Here is a 19,556-nt window from a genome sequence, read left to right as displayed (position 1 = left end):
GGTGAAAGTGATCCGGGACCGGTCTTTTTGCTGTCGTCCGCCGATCCTCAGGTATGGCGGTCTACGAGTCCGACCTACCGGGCGTCGGGAAGAAGTTCGAGATAGACCTGAACGACGAGTCGCAACTCGTCGTCGTCATCCACAACACCGGGAAGCGGGAGCTGTTTCTCCGGCCGGAGCCGAACGCGGACTCGGAGAAACTGTTCGAGCTGTCGGACAAGCTCGCCCGGCAGGTCGGCACGATCATGGAGGGCGCGTACTTTCAGCCCATCCAGACCGACACCATCGAGACGGTCATCTCCGAGGACTCGCTGATAGAGTGGGTGAAACTGACCGACGACTCCCCCGTCGCCGGCCGGACGCTCCGCGACGCGCGGATCCGACAGGAGACCGGTGCGTCGATCATCGCCGTCCAGCGCGGCGACGAGACGATCACTAACCCCGCGCCCGACACGGAGCTCCGGCCCGACGACACCCTCGTCGCGGTCGGCTCCCGAGAAGAACACGACGAACTGCAGGCGTACGTCACCGGGTAGATGGCCGCCACGTCACTGCTGGAAGTGGGGATCATGCTGGCGGCCATCGCCATCGGCGGCTCCGTCGCTTCGCGGCTGGGCCAGTCGGTGATCCCCTTCTACGTCGTCACGGGCATCCTCGTCGGCCCCGAGGCGCTGGGTCGGCTCACCGCCTTGCACGTCAGCAGCGGCGAGTTCGTCGAGGTGCTGGCCGAACTCGGCATCGTCTTCCTCCTCTTTTTCCTCGGTCTGGAGTTCAGCCTGGACCGCCTGCTCGCGAACCGCCAGCGGATCACCGCCGCCGGGACGGTCGACCTCCTGATCAACTTCCCCGTCGGCGTCCTGATCGGCCTCGCGCTGGGGTGGTCGCTCACCGAGGCGATGTTCCTCGGCGGCATCGTCTACATCTCCTCCTCGGCGGTCATCACGAAGTCGCTCATCGACCTGGGGTGGATCGCCAACGACGAGAGCGACCCGATGCTCGGCACCCTCGTCTTCGAGGACCTCGCCATCGCCGTCTACCTCACGCTGATGTCCGCCGTCGTCCTCGACAGCGGCGACCTGGCTGACGTCCTCACCGACCTCGTCGTGGCGATGGGCTTCCTGCTCGCCCTCCTCGCCGTCGCCCACTACGGAACGTCGCTCGTCGAGCGCCTCGTCGCCGCCGAGACCCAGGAGCTCAGACTCCTGCGCTCGGCGGCCGTCACGGTCCTCGCGGGCGGTATCGCGCTCGAACTCGGCGTCAGCGAGGCCGTCGCCGCCTTCTTCGTCGGCATGGCCGTCGGGAGCACGTCGGACAGCGACGCGGTCGAGCACCTGCTGATGCCGATCCGGGACCTGTTCGCGGCCGTCTTCTTCTTCTGGATCGGTCTGGAGACGGACCCCGCCGCGCTCGTCGCCACCGCCGGCCTGCTCGCGCTCCTGGTCGCCCTGACGACGCCGACGAAACTCGTCAGCGGCTACCTCGGCGGCCGGTCGTACGACCTGGACGCCCGCCGGTCGTTCCGCGTCGGCGCGGGCATGGTCACCCGCGGCGAGTTCTCGCTGGTCATCGCCACGCTCGCCGCCGCGGGCGGGACGGAGGTGCTCCGCGACACGATCCCGTCGGTCACCGTCGGCTACGTGCTGGTGATGAGCGTCCTCGGGACGACGCTGATGCAGTACTCGGACGCGGTGTGGGACCGCCTCCCCGCGCCGTAGTCCGGCGGGAGCGTTCCCCACTCAGAGGACGAGAAACGCCGCCACCGCCGCCGCGATGGGGATCGTGATGTTGTCGTCGATGACGTACGTCGCGACGACCGGTTTGACGCCGTCTGCCAGCGTCGCCGCGAGCGCGGCCAGCGCCGCGGCGTGGACCGGTAGGAACGGGTACGCGAGCAGGAAGCAGGTGCCGAACATCGCCAGCAGCACCGGCCACCGCTTGATCGTCCGCAGCTCGCCGGAGCCGAGCAGGCCGCTGACCGGGTCGCCGAGCGTCAGCATCAGGATCGCCGGCACGGCGATCCGCGGTTCGAACACCAGTCCGACGAGGGTGCCGCCGAAGACGTACAGCGCGTAGCCAGCGACGTTGTCCTGTTCGTACTCCCGGGTGAGCTTGTCGTACACGACCCACTCCAGGCCGGCGAACAGCCGCATCGCTTCGAGCAGTATCGTCACGACGGTGCCCCCGATGAGCACCCACCGGACGTCCGTCCACGTGACGGCGTCGACGAAGATGTACGCGAGCGGTATCACCGCCCCGCTGGCGTGGACGAGTCGGCGCGCGACTTCGTTCGCCATTATTCCGCGCCGGCCGCGGCGAGCAACTCGTCGAAGGTCCGCTCGCCGTCGCGCAGTGCGGTCAGCGTCTCGGCGAGGTCCTCGACGGGAAGGCGGCTCTGCTCGGTCGTGTCGCGCTCGCGGACGGTCACGGTGCCCTCCTCCAGCGTCTCGTAGTCGACGGTGACGCAGAACGGCGTACCGACCTCGTCCTGACGGCGGTAGCGCCGGCCGATGGCGCCGGAGTCGTCGTAGGTCACCTCCAGGCCGGCCTCGCGCAGTTCGGCCGCGATCTCGCGGGCCTTCTCGGCCATGCCGTCCTTGTCCATCAGGGGGAAGACGCCCACGACCGTCGGCGCGACCTCGGGGTCGAGGTCGAGGTAGGTGCGCTCCTCGCCGTCGACCTCGTCCTCGCGGTAGGCGTGGGCCACGACCGTGTAGACGACGCGGCCGACGCCGAACGACGGCTCGACGACGTGGGGCGTGATGTGCTCGCCGGACTCGGTGACCTCCTCGACGGCGAAGCCGGTCTTCTCGACGGGCACCGTGTACTCCTCGCCGTCGACCTCGACGGTCACCTCGTCGGCGTCGAAGGCGGCGCGGTCGCGCTCGGCCGTCCGCTCCAGCGCGTCGGCCACGTCACCGGCATCGCCGCCGAACTCGGGGCCGAGGTAGCTCATGTCGGGGTCGACCGTCGCGCGCTCGACGCGTTTCGGCTCGTCGTACTGCTTGAACAGCGTGAACTCCTCGTCGGAGTGCTCGCCGTGCTTCGAGAGGTCGTAGTCGCTGCGGTAGGCGAAGCCGGCGAGCTCGAACCAGTCGCCGTCGATCTCGGCCTCGGCGTCCCAGCAGTCCGCGGCGTAGTGGGCGCGCTCGCCCGAGAGGTGCTGGCGGAAGCGGAACCGGTCCATGTCGACGCCGACGCGGTCGTACCAGGGCTTGGCGACGCCGAGGTAGTAGGCGACCCAGTCGTTCGTGAGAATGCCCTCGTCGACGGCCTCGCCGATCGTCGTCTCGACGTAGCCGCCGTCCTCCCTCTCCTGCTCGCTCGCGGGGTACAGCGTCACCTGGACGTCCTCGACCCGGTGCAGCGGCGGCTCGTCCTCCTCGGGGTCGATGAAGTGCTCCAGTTCGGCCTGCGTGAACTCACGCACGCGGATGATCGAGTTCCGCGGGCTGATCTCGTTGCGGTACGCCTTGCCGATCTGGGTGACGCCGAACGGGAGCTGGTTGCGGGCGTACTCCTTCAGGCGAGGGAACTCCACGAAGATGCCCTGCGCCGTCTCGGGGCGGAGATAGCCCGGCTGCGAGCTACCGGGACCGATGTTCGTCTCGAACATGAGGTTGAAGTCCTCGACCGGCTGGCCGGCGAGTTCCGTGCCGCAGTTCGGACAGACCAGGTCGTGTTCCGCGATCAGGTCCTCGACCTCGTCGAGCGGGTAGCTCTCCGCCTCCTCGATGGCCGTCCCGTCCTCGATCAGGTGGTCCGCGCGGTGGCTCTCGCCGCACTCCGGGCACTCGACGAGCATGTCGTCGAAGCCGTCGAGGTGCCCCGACGCCTCGAAGACGGGTTCGGGCATCACGGTCGGGGCGTCGATCTCCATGTGCCCCTCCTTGACCGCGAAGCGGTCGCGCCAGGCGTCCTCGACGTTGTCCTTCAGCGTCGCGCCCTGCGGGCCGTACGTGTAGAAGCCGGAGACGCCGCCGTACGCGCCGTTCGACTGGAAGAAAAAGCCTCGCCGCTTGGCGAGCTCAACGACGCGCTCCGAGACGTCCTCAGTCATAGAGCGCCTCCAGGAGGTCGACGTCGCGGACGATGCCCGCGAGGTCGTCGCCGCTGACGAGCGGGATCTGTTCGATGTCGTTGGTTATCATCAGCTGTGCCGCGTCGCGCGCGGTCTTTGGCTCGGTGACGGTCACCACGTCGCTGGTCATGAACTCCCGGACCGGTCCGGCGGGGATCTTCACGTTCCGGGTCGGCAGGTAGCGGTTGCCGACCGCCTTGATCCCCTCCCAGGCCCACTCGTCGTCCTGGTTGGCGATGCTGTCGCCGGTCTCGGCCTCGCCCTCCACGACGCGGGCGACGTCGAGGACGTCCACCTCGGTCAGGACGCCCGTCATGCTCCCCTCGTCGTCGAGCGCGACGGCGTACGGGACGTTGGCGTAGAAGATCTCCCGCTCGGCGACGGGCAGGGGGGTCTCCGCCCAGACGGCGTTGATGTCGCGCGAGGCGAGGTCGCCGACCTCCCGGTCGCCGTCGACGGCCTCCTCCGCGATGGCCCGGATCACGTCCGTCACGGTGACGATCCCTTCGAGCTGGCCGTCGACCACGGGGATTCGGCGCTCGCGTTCGGTGACCATCAGCCGGCTCACCTCCTCCAGGGAGGTGTCCTGCGTGGTCGTCGGGACCTCGTTCATCAGGAGGGCGAGCTGGTCCTCGTCGGGGTTCTCGATGAGCGACTCGCGGGAGACGAGCCCGCGGAACTGTTCGCCCTCGTCGGTCTCTTTGATCACCGGAACGGACGAGAACGACCGTTCCTGCAGGTACTCCAGCGCGTCGTCCCGGTTGCCCGGGAGCTCCACGGTCACGACCTCCGAGCGAGGGGTCATCGCGTCAGCGACGTTCATACCCGCGGGGTACGATCTCTCCCTTCTTGTACCCTACGAACGGTCCGTTAGAACGAAACTCCGGGACGAGCGCGTCAGGAGCGGTCCTCGTCGAGGTCGACGAGGCGGTCGGCCTCCGGGAAGAACTTCTCGTAGCCGTCGTGTCGGAAGGACCCGAGCTGTTCCCCGGACAGCGTCTGCGCGTGCGTGTACATCTCGTCCGCTTCCAGCGCCGTCCGGACGAGCCCGTCCGCTCTGCGGCGCAGGAAGTTCGCCGCGATCAGGATCGCCGTCTCGGTCTCGGGGTCGAGCAGCTGCGTCACGTGGAACACTCGGCCCTCCGCCTCGGCTCGGAACAGGTCGAACTGCGGGAACTCGCCGCGCTCGACCGCGGACCGGAACTCGTCGGCCAGGTTGTCCGGGACGACGTGGACCAGTCCCCAGCGGCCCTCCGGGCCGGCGTCCGGTGGTTCGGGCGCCGTGTCGGCCGTGATGACCGTCACGACGTCCCAGCCCTCTTCCTCTAGCTCCTCGCCCATCGCCTCCATGTCGTCGATGGTCCGGGCCCAGGCGTCCTTGTGGACGTCCGCGCTCGCTTCGAGCTCTTCGCCCGTGCCGGGCGGCTCGTTCAGCTCCGCGTCGTCGGCGGGGTCGTCGGCTTCTCGCATACTCGTTCGTGACGGTCGCCCGGTGTAAACCTTACCGGTACCGTCCGGGGTCACACCCCGACGCCGAAGACGAACTCCATCAGCATCGACGTGAGCAACACGGCGATGCTCCCGAGAAACAGGCGCGCCCCCGCGGACCACCGCTCGTCGGGTCGGACGGCGACTCCCGACGGCAGCGCGCGCCGCGTCGCGCGAGCGAACCGGGACTCGTCCTCGCCCTGGTGGTTGACGGTACCGTCGTCGTCGTCGTCCTTCCAGCCCGCTTTGGGCCGGAGCATGAACGTCCCGACGCCGAACAGCAAAAGCCCGACGAGAAACAGCCAGTACTTCACGCCGATCCACCCCCAGCCGAAGGGGAGACACACCGCGGCTCCGACGACCGCGAGCGCGGCCGCCAGCGCGACCGCGTACGCGACGCCGTCGACGGACCGGCGGAGCCACAGCGGGGCGTGACCGTCTGTCATCAGTCGCTCGTCTGCTCTCGGAAGGCGTCGGGCTCGGCGAACTCCTCGCGGTGGCGGTGACAGCGGCTCCGCCGCCCGCTCGCACTCACCTCGTGGGCGTCGGGGAACTCGCCGTCACAGATGCTGCCGAACTCCTCGGCGAGGTAGTCGCGGGCGCTCTCCTCGTCGCCGTCGGCGACCCGCGAGGCGGCCTCGCTGACGTGGGTCTCGACCTCTGCGGGCACGTCGAGGTCGCCGAACAGCTCCTCCGTGATCTCGTCGATGCTGGCGAAGCGGGTGTCCATGTCGAGGAACTCCTTGATCCGCTCCGTCGTCGTGCGCTCGGCGCGGACGCGCTCACGGAGCACCTCGCGGAACACCTCTATCGCCGTCCAGAGCTCCTCGTCGATGCCGCGGTACTTCTCGGGCCGGATCTTCATGGGACACCGCGTGGTGAACGGACAGCCGGTCGGCGGGTCCCGCGGGCTCGGCGGCGTGCCGCGGAGCGTGATCCGGTCTTTCTCCAGCGTCGGGTCCGGCTCCGGGATCGCCGACAGCAGCGAGTGGGTGTACGGGTTCGCCGGGTCGGTGAACAGCTCCTCGGTCTCGCCGAGCTCCATGATGTTCCCGAGGTACATGACCGCGACGCGGTCGCAGATGTGCCGGACCACCGAGAGGTCGTGAGCGATGAACAGGTAGGTGAGGCCGAACTCGTCCTGCAGGTCCTCGAGCAGGTTGAGGATCTTCGCCTGCACGGAGGCGTCCAGCGCCGAGACCGGCTCGTCGAGCACGACGAAGTCCGGCTCCAGCGCCAGCGCCCGGGCGATGCCGATCCGCTGCTGCTGGCCGCCGCTGAACTGGTGCGGATAGCGGTAGTAGTGCTCTTCCTGCAGACCGACGGTCTCGAGCAGGCTCCGCACCCGACGGCGGCGGAGCTGGGCCTTCGACTTGTGGACCGTCACCTCGACCTCGAGGTCGTCGCCGCGCTCCGCGACGTTGATCGTCAGCTCGGAGCTGTCGACCGCCGCGCTCTCGCGCAGGTGGACGATCTCGGCGTCGCGGGTCACCACGAGGTCGCTGTCCTCGTACTTCGCCTCCGAGACGTGACGTACCATCTCGCCCTCGACGGTCACGCTCTCGGCGTCGACGCCCTGCACGCCGACCTCGAAGGTCGGCCAGTCGTGGACGTCGAGCGGCTCGCGGACGATCTCGCCGATCGTCATCCGGTTGTTGAGACTGGAGTCCGGGTCCTGAAACACCATCTGGACGTTCTGTCGCCACTGCTTCAGCTCCTTGCCGTCCAGAGTGGTGATGTCCGTCCCGGCGTAGGTCACCTCGCCGGACGTCGCGGACTCCAGTTGCATCAGCGTCCGGCCGAGCGTCGTCTTCCCGCAGCCGCTCTCGCCGACGAGGCCGAGCGTCTCGCCCTTCTCGATGGAGAAGGAGACGCCGTCGACGGCCTTGACCGGCTTCCCGCCGAGCAGGCCGCCCTCGCTCCCGTAGTAGGTCTTGAGGTCGTTCACTTCGACGAGCGTCTCGCCGGTCCGGTCCGTTGCGGTCGTCTCCTGCTGTTCGTAGGCTGGCTTACTCATCGGTTCCCTCCCGGGGGGCGCCCCCCCGTCGTTCGTGTTCCGCGATCGCTTCCGTCCGACTCGCGTCCTCCGGGTAGAGCAGGCACGCGGCCGTGTGCTCCTCTTCGCCCGAGCCGGCGGGTACGTGTTCCGGGTGGACGTCGGTACACTCGTCGAACACCTTCGGGCACCGCGGCGCGAACCGACAGTACGACGCCGGTTCGTTCGGCGTCGGCACGTCGCCCTCGATGGTCGTCAGGCGATCGGCGTTCGGGTTGCGACCGGGGATGCTCTGCAACAGCCCCTGCGTGTAGGGGTGGGCCGGGTTCTCGAACATCTCGACCACGGGCGCTTTCTCGACGACCTCGCCCGCGTACATCACGTTCACCCGGTCCGCGACCTCGGCGATGACGCCCATGTCGTGGGTGATGAACATGATGCCGAGGTCCCGCTCCTCCTGCAGTTCGTCCAAGAGGTCCAGGATCTGGGCCTGGATCGTCACGTCGAGCGCCGTCGTCGGCTCGTCGCAGATGAGCACGTTGGGGTCGCAGGCCAGCGCCGTCGCGATGACGGCCCGCTGGCGCATCCCGCCGGAGAACTGGTGCGGGTACTCCTTGAGCCGACGGTTGGCGTCCGGGATGCCGACCGCTTCGAGCAGGTTGGCGGCCTCCTCGGTCGCCTCCTTCCCGCGGAGCCCCTGATGGAGTCGGAGCGACTCCTTGATCTGGTTCCCGACGGTGTAGACGGGGTTCAGGCTCGTCAGCGGGTCCTGAAACACCATCGCGATGTCCCCGCCGCGGATGCTGTGCACCGCGTCGTCGGGCGCGTTCGCCAGTTCGACGTAGCCGTCGTCGACGGTCACGCCGCTCCCGCTGCCGCTCGCCTCGGCGAGCGCGACGAAGCCGTCCTCGCCGTCGGGGATGGTCTCGCCGGGTTCGACCTGCACGGTCGCGTCGGGATACTCGCGCGCGAACCGCTCGACGGTGCTCGGCTCGGCGTACCGGATGCTGCTTCCGTCCATGACCATCCCGGGCGACTCGATGAGGCCCATGACGGAGCGCGCGGTGACGCTCTTGCCGGACCCGCTCTCGCCGACGATGCCGAGGGTCTCCCCCCGCTCGATGTCGAACGAGACGTTGTCGACGGCGCGGATCGTCTCCTTGTCGGTGAAGAAGGCCGTCTCGAGGCCATCGACCGAGAGGAGCGGGTACGCCGACTCCTGCACGGGGTCGTAGGCCGTCTGGCTCATGCTCCACCTCCTGCCGCGGCGCTCTCACCGCTCGCGCCGCTGCTCTCGCTCTGCGGGTCGATCGCGTCGCGAATGCCGTCGCCGAGGGCGTTAAAGCCCGTCACGACGATGACGATGAGGATGCCCGGGATCATCGAGATGTGCCAGGACGAGGTCGCGACGTACTCCTGTCCCATGTTGATCGCACGGCCCCACTCCGGCGTCGGCGGCGTGATGCCGAGGCCGAGGAACGACAGCGCGGACGTACCGATGATGATGCCGCCGAGGTTCATCGACGCGTAGATGAGGAGGTAGCCGACCACGTACGGGGCCATGTGCTTCTGCATGATCCGCCGCGGCGTCTGCCCGTAGCTCCGCGCTGCGTCGACCCACTCGCGCTCGACGACCTGGAACGACGGACCGCGCACGGCCCGCCACAGGCCGGGCCACCCCCAGCCCCCGAACAGGAGGGCGAGGAGGAACCCGCCGTTGTACACGTCCGCTATCCACGTCCCGCGCAACAGCACGGCCGCGCCGATGAGCACGAGCAGGCGCGGCATCGCCTGGATGGAGTCGGACAGCAGGACGCTGGCGAGGTCGATCGCGCCCTTGTAGTAGGCGCTGACCATCGCGAGCGCGAACGCGATGGCCGACGAGATGCCGATCGCGACGATGCCGATGAACAGCGAGACGCGCGACCCTAACGCGATGAAGGTGAACAGGTCCTTCCCGTTCTGTAGCGTGCCGAACGGGTGGAACCGGTCGTAGGAGTCGTAGCTGACCAGCCCGAAGTTGCTGTCCGCGTTCCCGAGCGACCGGGACTGGAGGTTGGCGTTACCGACGAGGGTCGTCTCCACCTCGCCGGTCTCCTTATCGAGGTACTCGAGTTCGTGGCTGTACGGCTTGTTGATGTTCTCGTCGAACGTCGTCGGCCCGAGCGTCGGAGCGAAAAGCGCCATCACGACGAACATCGTGATGATGACGAACCCGAACTGGCCCCATCGGTGCGTGCGCATCCGGTCGATGATGTCGTCGGTCGGGGTCCAGTCGGCGTAGCGGTAGTTCTCGCGGAACACGAGGTACGCCTTCCACAGCCACGCGAGCCAGACGAAGGCGTAGAGGTAGACGAGCGCGACGCGGATGAACCACGCCACGGCGGCCGGCAGGCCGAGGAAGGTACCGCTCCACTCCCAGTAGACGATCTCGAAGCCGCCGATCGCCATCTCGAACACCGGCCCGCCGGCGACGCGGTGCCCGCGGTTCGGGATCAGGTCACGGGAGAGCAGCGTCGGGATCTCGGCGAGGCGGTCGCCGGCGCTCGCGATCGCCGCGAACGCCGGTTCGAGCGCGCCGAGAAGGGGCACGCCGAGCACGTAGCCCGCGAGCGTGTCCCACGGCGGCAGCTCCATCGTCGCGCCGAACACCGCGCCGATCTGGAGCGCGAGCAGCACCGCGGCGACGGCGGCCCAGCGGATCGCGGGCTGCGGGTTCTCTCGGATGCGGTCCAGCAGCGGCGCGTCGTCGTCGTCGGCTGTCGTATGCTGGCTCATCGTTACTCACTCTCGTAACCCACTCGGGGGTCGATTATCGTGTACAGCAGGTCTTGCATGATGTTGATAAACACCAGTAGCAGAATGAAGACGTACATCAGCGACCCCGCGACGGGCAGATCGGCCTGTACCAGCGCCCGGAAGAACAGCTGTCCGATGCCGTTTATCGCCATCACCGTCTCGATGAGGACGGACCCGCCGAGCAGCAGGTTCGCCTCCGCGGTGATGACGGGAACGAGCGGGATCAGCGCGTTCCGGAACATGTGCTTCCACACCAGCGACCGGCCGGAGACGCCCTTGGCCTTCGCCATCTCGACGTAGTTCGAGTGTTTCGTCTCCAGCATCGCGGTCCGACCGATGCGCATCTCGTTGCCCATCGACGCGGAGCCGAGAACGATCGAGGCGGGCAGTATCTGCTTGGTCGCCGTCGCCCACTGGATCGGCTCGATCTGCCCGGCCTTGAGACCGCTCCAGGCCGCCTGGAACTCGTTCGTGCCGATGACCTGCGGCGTGTGGAGGATGAACCCCTTCCAGTCGAAGCCGAACAGCAGCGACTCCGAGTTAGAGAGGCCGATCATCAGGATCACGGCGAGCCAGAAGTTCGGCATGGCGCGCCAGACGATGCCGCCGAACGAGGCGGCGTAGTCGCCCGCGGTGTTCGGGTTCAGGCCGGCGTAGAAGCCCAGCGGGATCCCGATGAAAAGCGGGATAAGCACGGCCCAGAAGCCCATCCAGATCGTTCGCGGCGCCCGCGACAGGATCAGGTCGACTGTGTCCGTACCGGGCTGGAGAACCCAGGACTGTCCCAGTTCGAACCGGAACATGTCCCACATGAACTCGAGGTACTGCTGCCACAGCGGGTCGTTCAGTCCGAGCGATTCCCGCATGCGCGCCATGTCCGCGGCCGTTCCGCTGTCTCCGTACACCGCGGCGACGGGATCTATCGGCCCCATCCGGATTGCGATAAAGGTCAGCGACGTTCCGAACAGTATCACCGGGATCGACAGTATCAGTCGTTTCGCGAAGTAGGACCAGCGGCTCATGGCGTCTCACCGCTGTTCGCGCTGTCTCTATTCATCATTTAATTACGTGTAGGTGCATGCATTATTTGCGTTCCGCTTCTTCGGCGAACTCTGATGGGATCAGTCGTATACGAAAAAACCCGGGATACGGGGGTTACTCGCGGTCGTCGATGCTGATATTCGCGAACTTCTGGGACGCGGGACCGGCGCCGCCGAAGCGCGGCCGGTTGACCCACTGGTAGTCCATCCCTTCCGTGATCGGGTGGTAGATGTTCAGGAAGACGACGTCTTCCCAGTTGGCCTCCTCCATCGCGAGGTAGGCCTCGTTACGCGCTTCCTGACCGCCCTCGGGGTCGGGGTTGTCCTTGAACTGCTGCCAGGCGTCGGCGGCCTGCTGGGCGGCCTCGCTCTCCTCGGGGTCCCAGTCGACGTAGCTGATGGGCGCGCTGAGGGAGGTGTCCGTCTGCGGCGGGTTCAGCAGCTTCAGGAAGTTGTCCGGCGCGGGGTAGTCCATGCCCCAGCCGAGCGTGTACGCGGCGAGGTCGCCGTTGCGACCGCGCTCGATCAGCGTCGAGAACTGCGTCGGCTGGACGGAGAGGTCGATGTACGCGGAGGCCAGCTGGTCCCGGAGGATACTCGCGGTCTCCTCCCAGAACCCGCTCTCGTAGGTGGTGAACTCCAGCTCGTACATGTTGTCGTCGCCGTAGCCGGCCTCCTCCATGATCGACTGGGCCTCGCCGATGCGAGTCTCGTCGATGCCGTAGGGGTATTCCTCGGCGTGGGACTCGTAGTTCTCGACTCCGCCCGGGAAGATGCCCGGCGGGACGTAGTGGGGCGCGGTCTTACCGGGCTTTTTGAGGACCTCGTTGACGATCTGGTCTTGGTTCGTCACGTGGGCGAACGCCTGCCGGACCGGCTTGGGGACGTTCTGCTGGTTGAAGGCGATGTAGTAGGTGACGATCTCCTCCACCTGGTAGTACGAGACCGTGCGGCCGTTCTCGAGGGGTCCGTACGTACCGTAGTCTCGCCCCTTGCTGTCTCGGCTCTCGATCGAGACCTTGTCGGGGTCGTACTGCGCGTTCGGAATGACCGGGTGGTCCGCGTTCTCGTTGATGACCGTGTACGTGTACAGCGCGTTGGGGTCCTCCGCGATCCGGAAGTGGACCGAGGAGACGTACGGGCCTTCCTCGTGGTAGTCGTCGATCGGGCGGGCGTTGAGCACGGCCTCGCTACCGGAGTCCCAGTGGTCGAGGGTGAACGCGCCGGCGCCGACAGGGTTCTCCTGTGCGAACTCCTCGTAGGACATGTCGCCGTCGTAGCCCTCGATGTCGCCGACGATGCCCTCCGGATGGATGGCGAACGAGTCGTACGCGAGGATCTCGGCGATCGCGTGGAACGGGGAGTCGAGCGTGATGTTGACGGTCTTCTCGTCGGCGGCCTCGATGGCCATCGACCCGGGGACGTACGCGCCGTCGCTGTTGGTCTCGTGCTGGACGCCGAGGTCGCCGAGGAGGAAGCTCGCACGCCGGGAGTTGTCGGAGGCGGCGAGTCGCTCGAACGAGTAGACGACGTCGGAGGCGGTCACGTCGCCGTAGTCGCCGGTGAACGACACGTCGTCGCGGAGCGTCACGGTGATCTCCGACCCGCCGCCGGTGATCTCCAGCTCCTCCGCGAGGAGGTTCTCGACGGTCTGCGCGTCGCCGTTGGGGTAGTTCGTCAGGGCGTCGAACAGGTTGTGGGCCACGTAAATCGACGCCTCGTCGGTGAGCGCCACCGGGTCGAACGTCGTCATCGTGGAGTTGGTCCGACGGTACGTCTTGTCGCTCTGGACCTGTTCGCGCTCCGTCGTCTCCGTCTCGGGTTCGGTCGTACGGGTGTCGGTGTCGTCCTGTTCGCCTTCGTCGTCGTCGCCGCCACCGGAACAGCCGGCTAGCGCGACGGCGGCCGCGGCTCCGCCGGTCGTCTGCAGGAATCGCCGGCGGGTAGTGTTATTATCTGTCATCCCAACCCCCCCTTCTGGATGAATCAGTTTAAATTTTCCGTTATGAAACGCATTCACAGATGGCTTTTCGCCTGAGGGCGGGGGTTAATAACTACGATAGTACTCCTTGTTTACCCTTAATACGGGGAACGGTCCTGTCGTTCCGACGAGTTTATAACTGCGTGAACGATAATTATCGATATGGCGACGGATGCGTCAGGCCCGAACGACGGACTACGCGACGACGGCGAAGTTATCGCCGCCGTCGACGGCGACGGCACGGACCAGGAGTACGTCATCGCCGACATCAGCGAGGACGAGGCCTGGCTCTCGGTGCGAGTAGACGACGCCCCGACGCTTCCGGCCTGGCGATAGACGACCTTTTCCAACGACCGTTTTCCCGTTCGGATCGCCTTCCGCGACCGCTCACGGCAAAAAGATCGGTCAAAAACCCCGATCAGTCGCATGCTCGCGGCGCTACGCGCCGCACGAGTGGTCTAGAGGTCCCTACATCTCCCGCTATTCGCGGACGCTACCCCTTACCGCTGTTCGTCTATAGCGACGCCCTTTCCCGTCGCGGACGGACTCGGCCCGCACGGGGGCCTCGTCGTCTGCCCGGCCGCTTTCCGGCCGTATCGATCACGCCACGCGGGCGACCGCGGCCGCCCGCCTCACGATACGCACCTTTTTTGGTCCGGCCGCCGCTTCGACTGGGTATGCAATACCGCGACGTCGAAACCACGGGGGAGTATCTCGCTCGGCTCGACAACGGCGCCGACTGGCGCGGGGAGATCGAGTCGCTCGCCGCGGAGGTCGACGCCGACGCCGCCTGGTTCACCGCGATGGGCGCCGTCCAGGACGCGGAGATCTGGTTCTACGACCAGGACGAGTACGAGTACGAGCCCGTCGAGTTCGACGAACCGCTCGAAGTCGCCTCCTGCGTCGGGAACGTCGCCTGGTTAGACGGTGACCGGTTCGCCCACACACACGCTGTCCTCTCGCGGGACGACGGCGAGACGCTCGCGGGGCACCTGAACGCCGGGACGGTGTTCGCGGGCGAGGTGCATATGCGGACGTTCGACACGACGCTCGAACGGGAACACGACGAGACCACCGACCTGGACCTCTGGTTATAGATGCGGCCCGAAGACGAACGGTACTTCGAACGGCTCGAACGCGGCCTCGACGACGCCTTCGAGGTCGCCCGCGCGGCCCGCGAGCAGGGCCGCGACCCCGAGACCGAGGTCGAGATCCCGGTCGCGAAGGACATGGCCGACCGGGTCGAGAACATCCTCGGGATCGACGGCGTGGCCGAGCGCGTCCGCGAGCTCGAAGGGGAGATGAGCCGCGAGGAGGCCGCGCTCGAACTCGCGAAGGACTTCGCGGAGGGGCGGGTCGGCGACTACGAGACGAAGGCCGGCAAGGTCGAGGGCGCGGTCCGCACCGCCGTCGCTCTGCTCACCGAGGGCGTCGTCGCGGCGCCCATCGAGGGGATCGACCGGGTCGAACTCCTGGAGAACGACGACGGCACCGAGTTCGTCAACGTCTACTACGCCGGTCCGATCCGCTCCGCGGGCGGGACGGCGCAGGCGCTGTCCGTGCTGGTCGCCGACTACACCCGCGCGCTCATCGGCGTCGACGAGTACAGGGCCCGCGACGACGAGATCGAGCGCTACGCCGAGGAGGTGTCGCTGTACGACAGCGAGACGGGCCTCCAGTACTCGCCGAAGGACAAGGAGACGAAGTTCATCGCGAAGCACGTCCCCATCATGCTGGACGGGGAGGCGACCGGCGACGAGGAGGTCTCCGGCTTCCGCGACCTCGACCGCGTCGACACCAACAACCCCCGCGGCGGCATGTGTCTCGTCCTCGCCGAGGGGATCGCGCTCAAGGCCCCGAAGATCCAGCGCTACACCCGCAACCTCGACGAGGTCGACTGGCCCTGGCTCCAGGACCTCATCGACGGGACCATCGGCGAGGACGGCGGCGGGGAGAGCGACGACGGTGACGACGGCGACGAGGCGAGCGAGGGCGGGGACGAGGACGGCGAGACCGACGCGGACGGGGAGGCCGACGAACCGGACGGCCCGCCCCGCGTCGACGAGTCCTGGAAGTTCCTCCGCGATCTCATCGCCGGCCGCCCCGTCTTCTCGCACCCGAGCGAGACGGGGGGCTTTCGCCTGCGGTACGGCCGCGCCCGCAACCACGGGTTCGCGACGGCGGGCGTCCACCCCGCGACGATGCACCTCGTCGACGACTTCCTCGCGACCGGCACGCAGATCAAGACCGAGCGCCCCGGCAAGGCGGCGGGCGTCGTCCCCGTCGACTCCATCGAGGGGCCGACGGTCCGCCTCGCCAACGGCGACGTGCGTCGGATCGACGACCCCGAGGAGGCCCTCGAAATACGGAACGGCGTCGAGAAGATCCTCGACCTCGGCGAGTACCTCGTCAACTACGGCGAGTTCGTCGAGAACAACCACCCGCTCGCCCCCGCGTCCTACGCCGTCGAGTGGTGGATCCAGGAGTTCGAGGCGACCGACGCCGACGTGCAGGCGATGGCCGACTCCGTCCGCGTCGACCTCGACGACCCCGACCCCGAGGGGGCGATCGAGTGGGCGACCGAGTACGACGCGCCGCTGCACCCGAACTACACCTACCTCTGGCACGACCTCACCGTCGAGCAGTTCGCGGCGCTCGCCGACGCCGTCGCCGCCGGGGAGGTCGTCGACGGGGAGTTGCTGGTCGAGCACGACGACGCCACCCGCGAGGCGCTGGAGTCCCTGATCGTCGAGCACCGCCAGGGCTCCGACGCCATTGCAGTGCCCGAGTGGCTCCCGCTCGTCCGTTCGCTCGGGCTCACCGCCGATCTGGAGCGCACCTGGGACGACCTCTCGGCCGACGCCCGCGAGTGGCCCAACGCGATGAAGGCGGTCAATGAGGTCGCGCCGTTCGCTGTCCGCGAACGCGCGCCCACGCGGATCGGGAACCGGATGGGCCGCCCCGAGAAGTCCGAGTCCCGCGAACTCAGCCCCGCGGTCCACACCCTCTTCCCCATCGGCGAGGCAGGCGGCAGCCAGCGCGACGTCGCCGCCGCCGGGAGCCACGCCGAGAGCATGGAGGACACGCCCGGCGAGGTCGAGGTGGAGATCGGGAACCGGGAGTGTCCCGGCTGCGGGAACGAGACGTTCAGACCGAAATGCCCGGACTGCGGGGCCCACACCGAGCCCCACTACCGGTGTCCCGACTGCGAGCAGGACCTCGAACCCGACGAGGCGGGCCGGGTCCACTGCTCGCGCTGCGAGATCGACGGCACCTCCGTCGAGTCTCGCGTCATCGACGTCCACGCCGAGTACCGCGAGGCCCTCGAACGCGTCGGCGAGCGCGAGAACGCGTTCGACATCCTGAAAGGCGTGAAGGGGCTGTCGTCGACGAACAAGACTCCCGAGGCGATCGACAAGGGGATCCTCCGCTCCAAGCACGGCGTCTCCGCGTTCAAGGACGGCACCGTCCGCTACGACATGACGGACCTCCCGGTCACCGCGGTCCGCCCCGAGGAACTCGACGTCTCCGTCGACCAGTTCCGACAGCTCGGGTACGAGGAGGACATCCACGGCGACCCCCTCCGCCACGACGACCAGCTGGTCGAGCTGAAGGTGCAGGACGTCGTCCTCTCGGACGGCGCGGCCGAGCACCTTCTCAAGACCGCCGACTTCGTCGACGACCTGCTCTCCCAGTTCTACGGTCTCGACCCCTACTACGAACTGGACGAGCGCGACGACCTCGTCGGCGAGCTCGTCTTCGGGATGGCCCCGCACACCAGCGCGGCCGTCGTCGGGCGCGTCATCGGCTTCACCAGCGCGGCGGTCGGGTACGCACACCCGTTCTTCCACGCGTCGAAACGCCGGAACTGCTTCCACCCGGAGACGAAGGTCTGGTACGAGGACGAAGAGGGTGAGTGGTACTACAAGTCGATCCAGTCGCTCGTCGAAGACCGTCTCGACGATCCGGAGGAGGACGACTTCGGCACGCTCGTTCGGGAGTTAGACGGTGACGTGCACGTTCCGTCCGTGGACGAAGATGGAACGCTGCGTCGCAAGCGCGTCGAGGCCGTATCGAAACACCCGTCACCGGACCACCTCGTCGAGATCGAGACGCGGAGCGGGCGGGAGATCAGCCTGACGCCCGACCACGATGTCCACGTGTTCGACGGCGACGGCATCGCCTCCAAGCGAGCCTCGGAACTGTCTGAGGACGATTCGGTCGTAAAGCCGAGCCATCTGGATTCGATCGAACCGGCGGAGACGCCGCCCGTGTTCGATCTCCTCGCGGAGTGTCTGGAAGTCGGCGAGATAGAACCGGACCGCCTGATGGTTCACGGCCTCGGCAAGGACCGACTCTACGACCTCTTCGAAGAGGCATTCGCGGACCAGTGGGACGGTCAGTTCTACCCGCTGTACTCGACTGCGGAACGCCTTGGGATCAACAAAAAGACACTGAGTAACTACCTCTATCGTGAGAGTATTCCGGTAAGCGTCATCTCGGAATGTTTCGACTCGACGTCGGAACTGCTCGAATGGGTACCCGATGACGTCGAACTGGGGATGAAACGTGATTCGACGACGATCGATCGGCGGATCGAAGTGAACGAACGCGTCGCGACGCTTCTGGGCTACTACGCCGGCGAGGGATTCGCACGGGTTCAGGACACGCCGAAAGGCGCGATCCATCAGACGACCATCTGCGGGACGGAATCCGAAGCCAGACAGTTCTTTGAACACGTGATCGCGGAGGAGTTCGGCGTCGAACCGTACCGCGAGAATCACGCGAAGATAACGGCTTCGGGTCGGCTTCTACGGGTCTTCTTCGACACTACGCTCTCTGCCGGCGTCACTGCTGACTCGAAGCGTGTCCCGCAGTGTATCTTCGACGCGCCGGACGAGATCGTTGCCGCCTATCTGCGCGGGTACTTCAGCGGCGACGGCTCCGTCGCCTCGAACGCGCTGGAGGTGTCGGCGACCACTGTCAGCCGAGAGCTCAAAGAGGATCTCGTTGCATTACTGACTCGACTCGGGATCACGGCGCGCGTCGACGAACGCGACCCCGTTCGGCTCTGTGAGAAGTTCCCCGACTCCTACGAGATCGACGATGAGTCGCTGTCGGCGCGACGGTACGTGCTGCGTATCTCCACCGACGATGCTGTCGCGTACTCGAACCGCGTGGGGTTCCACCTCTCTCGCAAGTCCGACCTGCTGAAGGCACAAGTCGACGACATCGCCACGAGGGGCAGACGAGTGTTCGACGGCGGCGACGGCGACTACCTCGCCGAGCCGATCGCGTCGGTCGATGTCGTCGAGTCCGATGTCGATCACACCTACTGTCTCACGGTCGAGGACACACACTCGCTCGTCGCGAATGACTTGTCACAAAAGCAATGTGACGGCGACGAGGACTGCGTAATGCTCCTGCTCGACGGCCTGCTCAACTTCAGCAAGTCCTACCTCCCCGACCAGCGCGGCGGCCAGATGGACGCGCCCCTCGTCATGTCCTCGCGCATCGACCCCTCGGAGATCGACGACGAGGCGCACAACATGGATGTCGTCTCGCGGTACCCCAAGGAGTTCTACGAGGCGACCCGGGAGATGGCCGACCCCGAGGCGGTCGACGTCGAGATCGCGGAGGACACGCTCGGCACCGACGAGGAGTACGCCGGGTTCGAGCACACCCACGACACGACGGACCTCGCGATGGGGCCGGACCTGTCGGCGTACAAGACGCTCGGTTCGATGATGGACAAGATGGACGCCCAGCTGGAGCTGTCCCGGAAGCTCCGCGCCGTCGACGAGACCGACGTCGCGGAGCGCGTCATCGAGTTCCACTTCCTCCCGGACCTCATCGGGAACCTCCGGGCGTTCTCGCGCCAGGAGACGCGGTGTCTGGACTGCGGCGAGAAGTACCGGCGGGTGCCGCTCTCGGGCGACTGCCGGGAGTGCGGCGGCGACGTGACGCTCACCGTCCACGAGGGGTCGGTGAACAAGTACATGGACACCGCGATCCAGGTGGCCGAGGAGTACGGCACCCGCGACTACACGAAACAGCGGCTCGAGGTGCTGGAGAAGTCGCTAGAGAGCATCTTCGTCAACGACAAGAACAAGCAAACGGGCATCGCGGACTTCATGTAGTCGCCACGAGCGGGATTTTTGGTCCGGCGTTTCG

At 67.1% G+C, this 19,556-nt stretch carries 15 protein-coding genes; 5 read left to right on the top strand and 10 right to left on the bottom strand.

Going from position 1 to position 19,556, the window contains the following annotated elements:
- Positions 1–53: 53 nt before the first annotated feature.
- Both D8670_RS02160 and D8670_RS02155 read left to right on the top strand, forming a co-directional pair.
- Complete coding sequence (locus D8670_RS02160; RefSeq protein ID WP_121816463.1) at positions 54–536, top strand: cation:proton antiporter regulatory subunit; 483 nt, start codon at positions 54–56, stop codon at positions 534–536.
- Positions 537–1,715: a cation:proton antiporter gene (locus D8670_RS02155; RefSeq protein ID WP_121816462.1), complete on the top strand. Its 1,179-nt coding sequence runs from the start codon at positions 537–539 to the stop codon at positions 1,713–1,715.
- A gap of 21 nt (positions 1,716–1,736) precedes the next feature.
- On the opposite strand, the gene D8670_RS02150 is transcribed toward D8670_RS02155, so the two are convergent.
- The 10 genes from D8670_RS02150 to D8670_RS02105 form a co-directional block, all read right to left on the bottom strand.
- The gene (locus D8670_RS02150; protein WP_121816461.1) at positions 1,737–2,294 is read right to left on the bottom strand and encodes a diacylglycerol/polyprenol kinase family protein; all 558 of its coding nucleotides are present in this window, start codon (positions 2,292–2,294) and stop codon (positions 1,737–1,739) included.
- Complete coding sequence (glyS, locus tag D8670_RS02145; protein WP_121816460.1) at positions 2,294–4,057, bottom strand: glycine--tRNA ligase; 1,764 nt, start codon at positions 4,055–4,057, stop codon at positions 2,294–2,296. The genes D8670_RS02150 and glyS overlap by 1 nt, the downstream gene beginning before the upstream one ends.
- Positions 4,050–4,901, bottom strand: coding sequence for a CBS domain-containing protein (locus D8670_RS02140; protein WP_121816459.1), 852 nt, complete (start codon positions 4,899–4,901; stop codon positions 4,050–4,052). The genes glyS and D8670_RS02140 overlap by 8 nt, the downstream gene beginning before the upstream one ends.
- Before the next feature lie 74 nt (positions 4,902–4,975).
- Positions 4,976–5,548, bottom strand: a complete 573-nt coding sequence (locus D8670_RS02135; RefSeq protein ID WP_162994122.1) for a DUF7529 family protein — start codon at positions 5,546–5,548, stop codon at positions 4,976–4,978.
- Positions 5,549–5,598: 50 nt separating this feature from the next.
- Positions 5,599–6,012 (bottom strand): DUF7555 family protein, encoded by a 414-nt coding sequence (locus D8670_RS02130; RefSeq protein WP_121816458.1) that lies wholly within the window; start codon positions 6,010–6,012, stop codon positions 5,599–5,601.
- Positions 6,012–7,583: an ABC transporter ATP-binding protein gene (locus D8670_RS02125; protein WP_121816457.1), complete on the bottom strand. Its 1,572-nt coding sequence runs from the start codon at positions 7,581–7,583 to the stop codon at positions 6,012–6,014. The genes D8670_RS02130 and D8670_RS02125 overlap by 1 nt, the downstream gene beginning before the upstream one ends.
- Positions 7,576–8,811, bottom strand: a complete 1,236-nt coding sequence (locus D8670_RS02120) for an ABC transporter ATP-binding protein (RefSeq protein ID WP_121816456.1) — start codon at positions 8,809–8,811, stop codon at positions 7,576–7,578. The genes D8670_RS02125 and D8670_RS02120 overlap by 8 nt, the downstream gene beginning before the upstream one ends.
- Positions 8,808–10,340 carry an ABC transporter permease gene (locus D8670_RS02115; RefSeq protein ID WP_121816455.1) on the bottom strand — a complete coding sequence of 511 codons (1,533 nt, stop codon included), beginning with the start codon at positions 10,338–10,340 and terminating at the stop codon, positions 8,808–8,810. The genes D8670_RS02120 and D8670_RS02115 overlap by 4 nt, the downstream gene beginning before the upstream one ends.
- A gap of 2 nt (positions 10,341–10,342) precedes the next feature.
- Positions 10,343–11,383, bottom strand: coding sequence for an ABC transporter permease (locus D8670_RS02110; protein ID WP_121816454.1), 1,041 nt, complete (start codon positions 11,381–11,383; stop codon positions 10,343–10,345).
- A gap of 133 nt (positions 11,384–11,516) precedes the next feature.
- The gene (locus tag D8670_RS02105) at positions 11,517–13,364 is read right to left on the bottom strand and encodes an ABC transporter substrate-binding protein (RefSeq protein ID WP_121816453.1); all 1,848 of its coding nucleotides are present in this window, start codon (positions 13,362–13,364) and stop codon (positions 11,517–11,519) included.
- Positions 13,365–13,544: 180 nt separating this feature from the next.
- Between D8670_RS02105 and D8670_RS20555 the strand changes: the two genes are divergently transcribed.
- From D8670_RS20555 to D8670_RS02095, 3 genes are all read left to right on the top strand, one after another.
- Complete coding sequence (locus D8670_RS20555) at positions 13,545–13,718, top strand: DUF7556 family protein (protein ID WP_162994121.1); 174 nt, start codon at positions 13,545–13,547, stop codon at positions 13,716–13,718.
- A 341-nt stretch (positions 13,719–14,059) separates the two neighbouring features.
- The gene (locus tag D8670_RS02100; protein ID WP_121816452.1) at positions 14,060–14,479 is read left to right on the top strand and encodes a PPC domain-containing DNA-binding protein; all 420 of its coding nucleotides are present in this window, start codon (positions 14,060–14,062) and stop codon (positions 14,477–14,479) included.
- Complete coding sequence (locus tag D8670_RS02095) at positions 14,480–19,522, top strand: DNA polymerase II large subunit (protein ID WP_121816451.1); 5,043 nt, start codon at positions 14,480–14,482, stop codon at positions 19,520–19,522. It begins immediately after the preceding gene.
- The last annotated feature ends 34 nt before the right edge of the window (positions 19,523–19,556 follow it).

The organism is Halostella limicola (assembly GCF_003675875.1).
Classification (GTDB): domain Archaea; phylum Halobacteriota; class Halobacteria; order Halobacteriales; family Natronoarchaeaceae; genus Halostella; species Halostella limicola.
The sequence above is the reverse complement of the archived record's forward strand: the minus strand, read 5'-3'. Positions and strand labels throughout refer to the sequence as shown.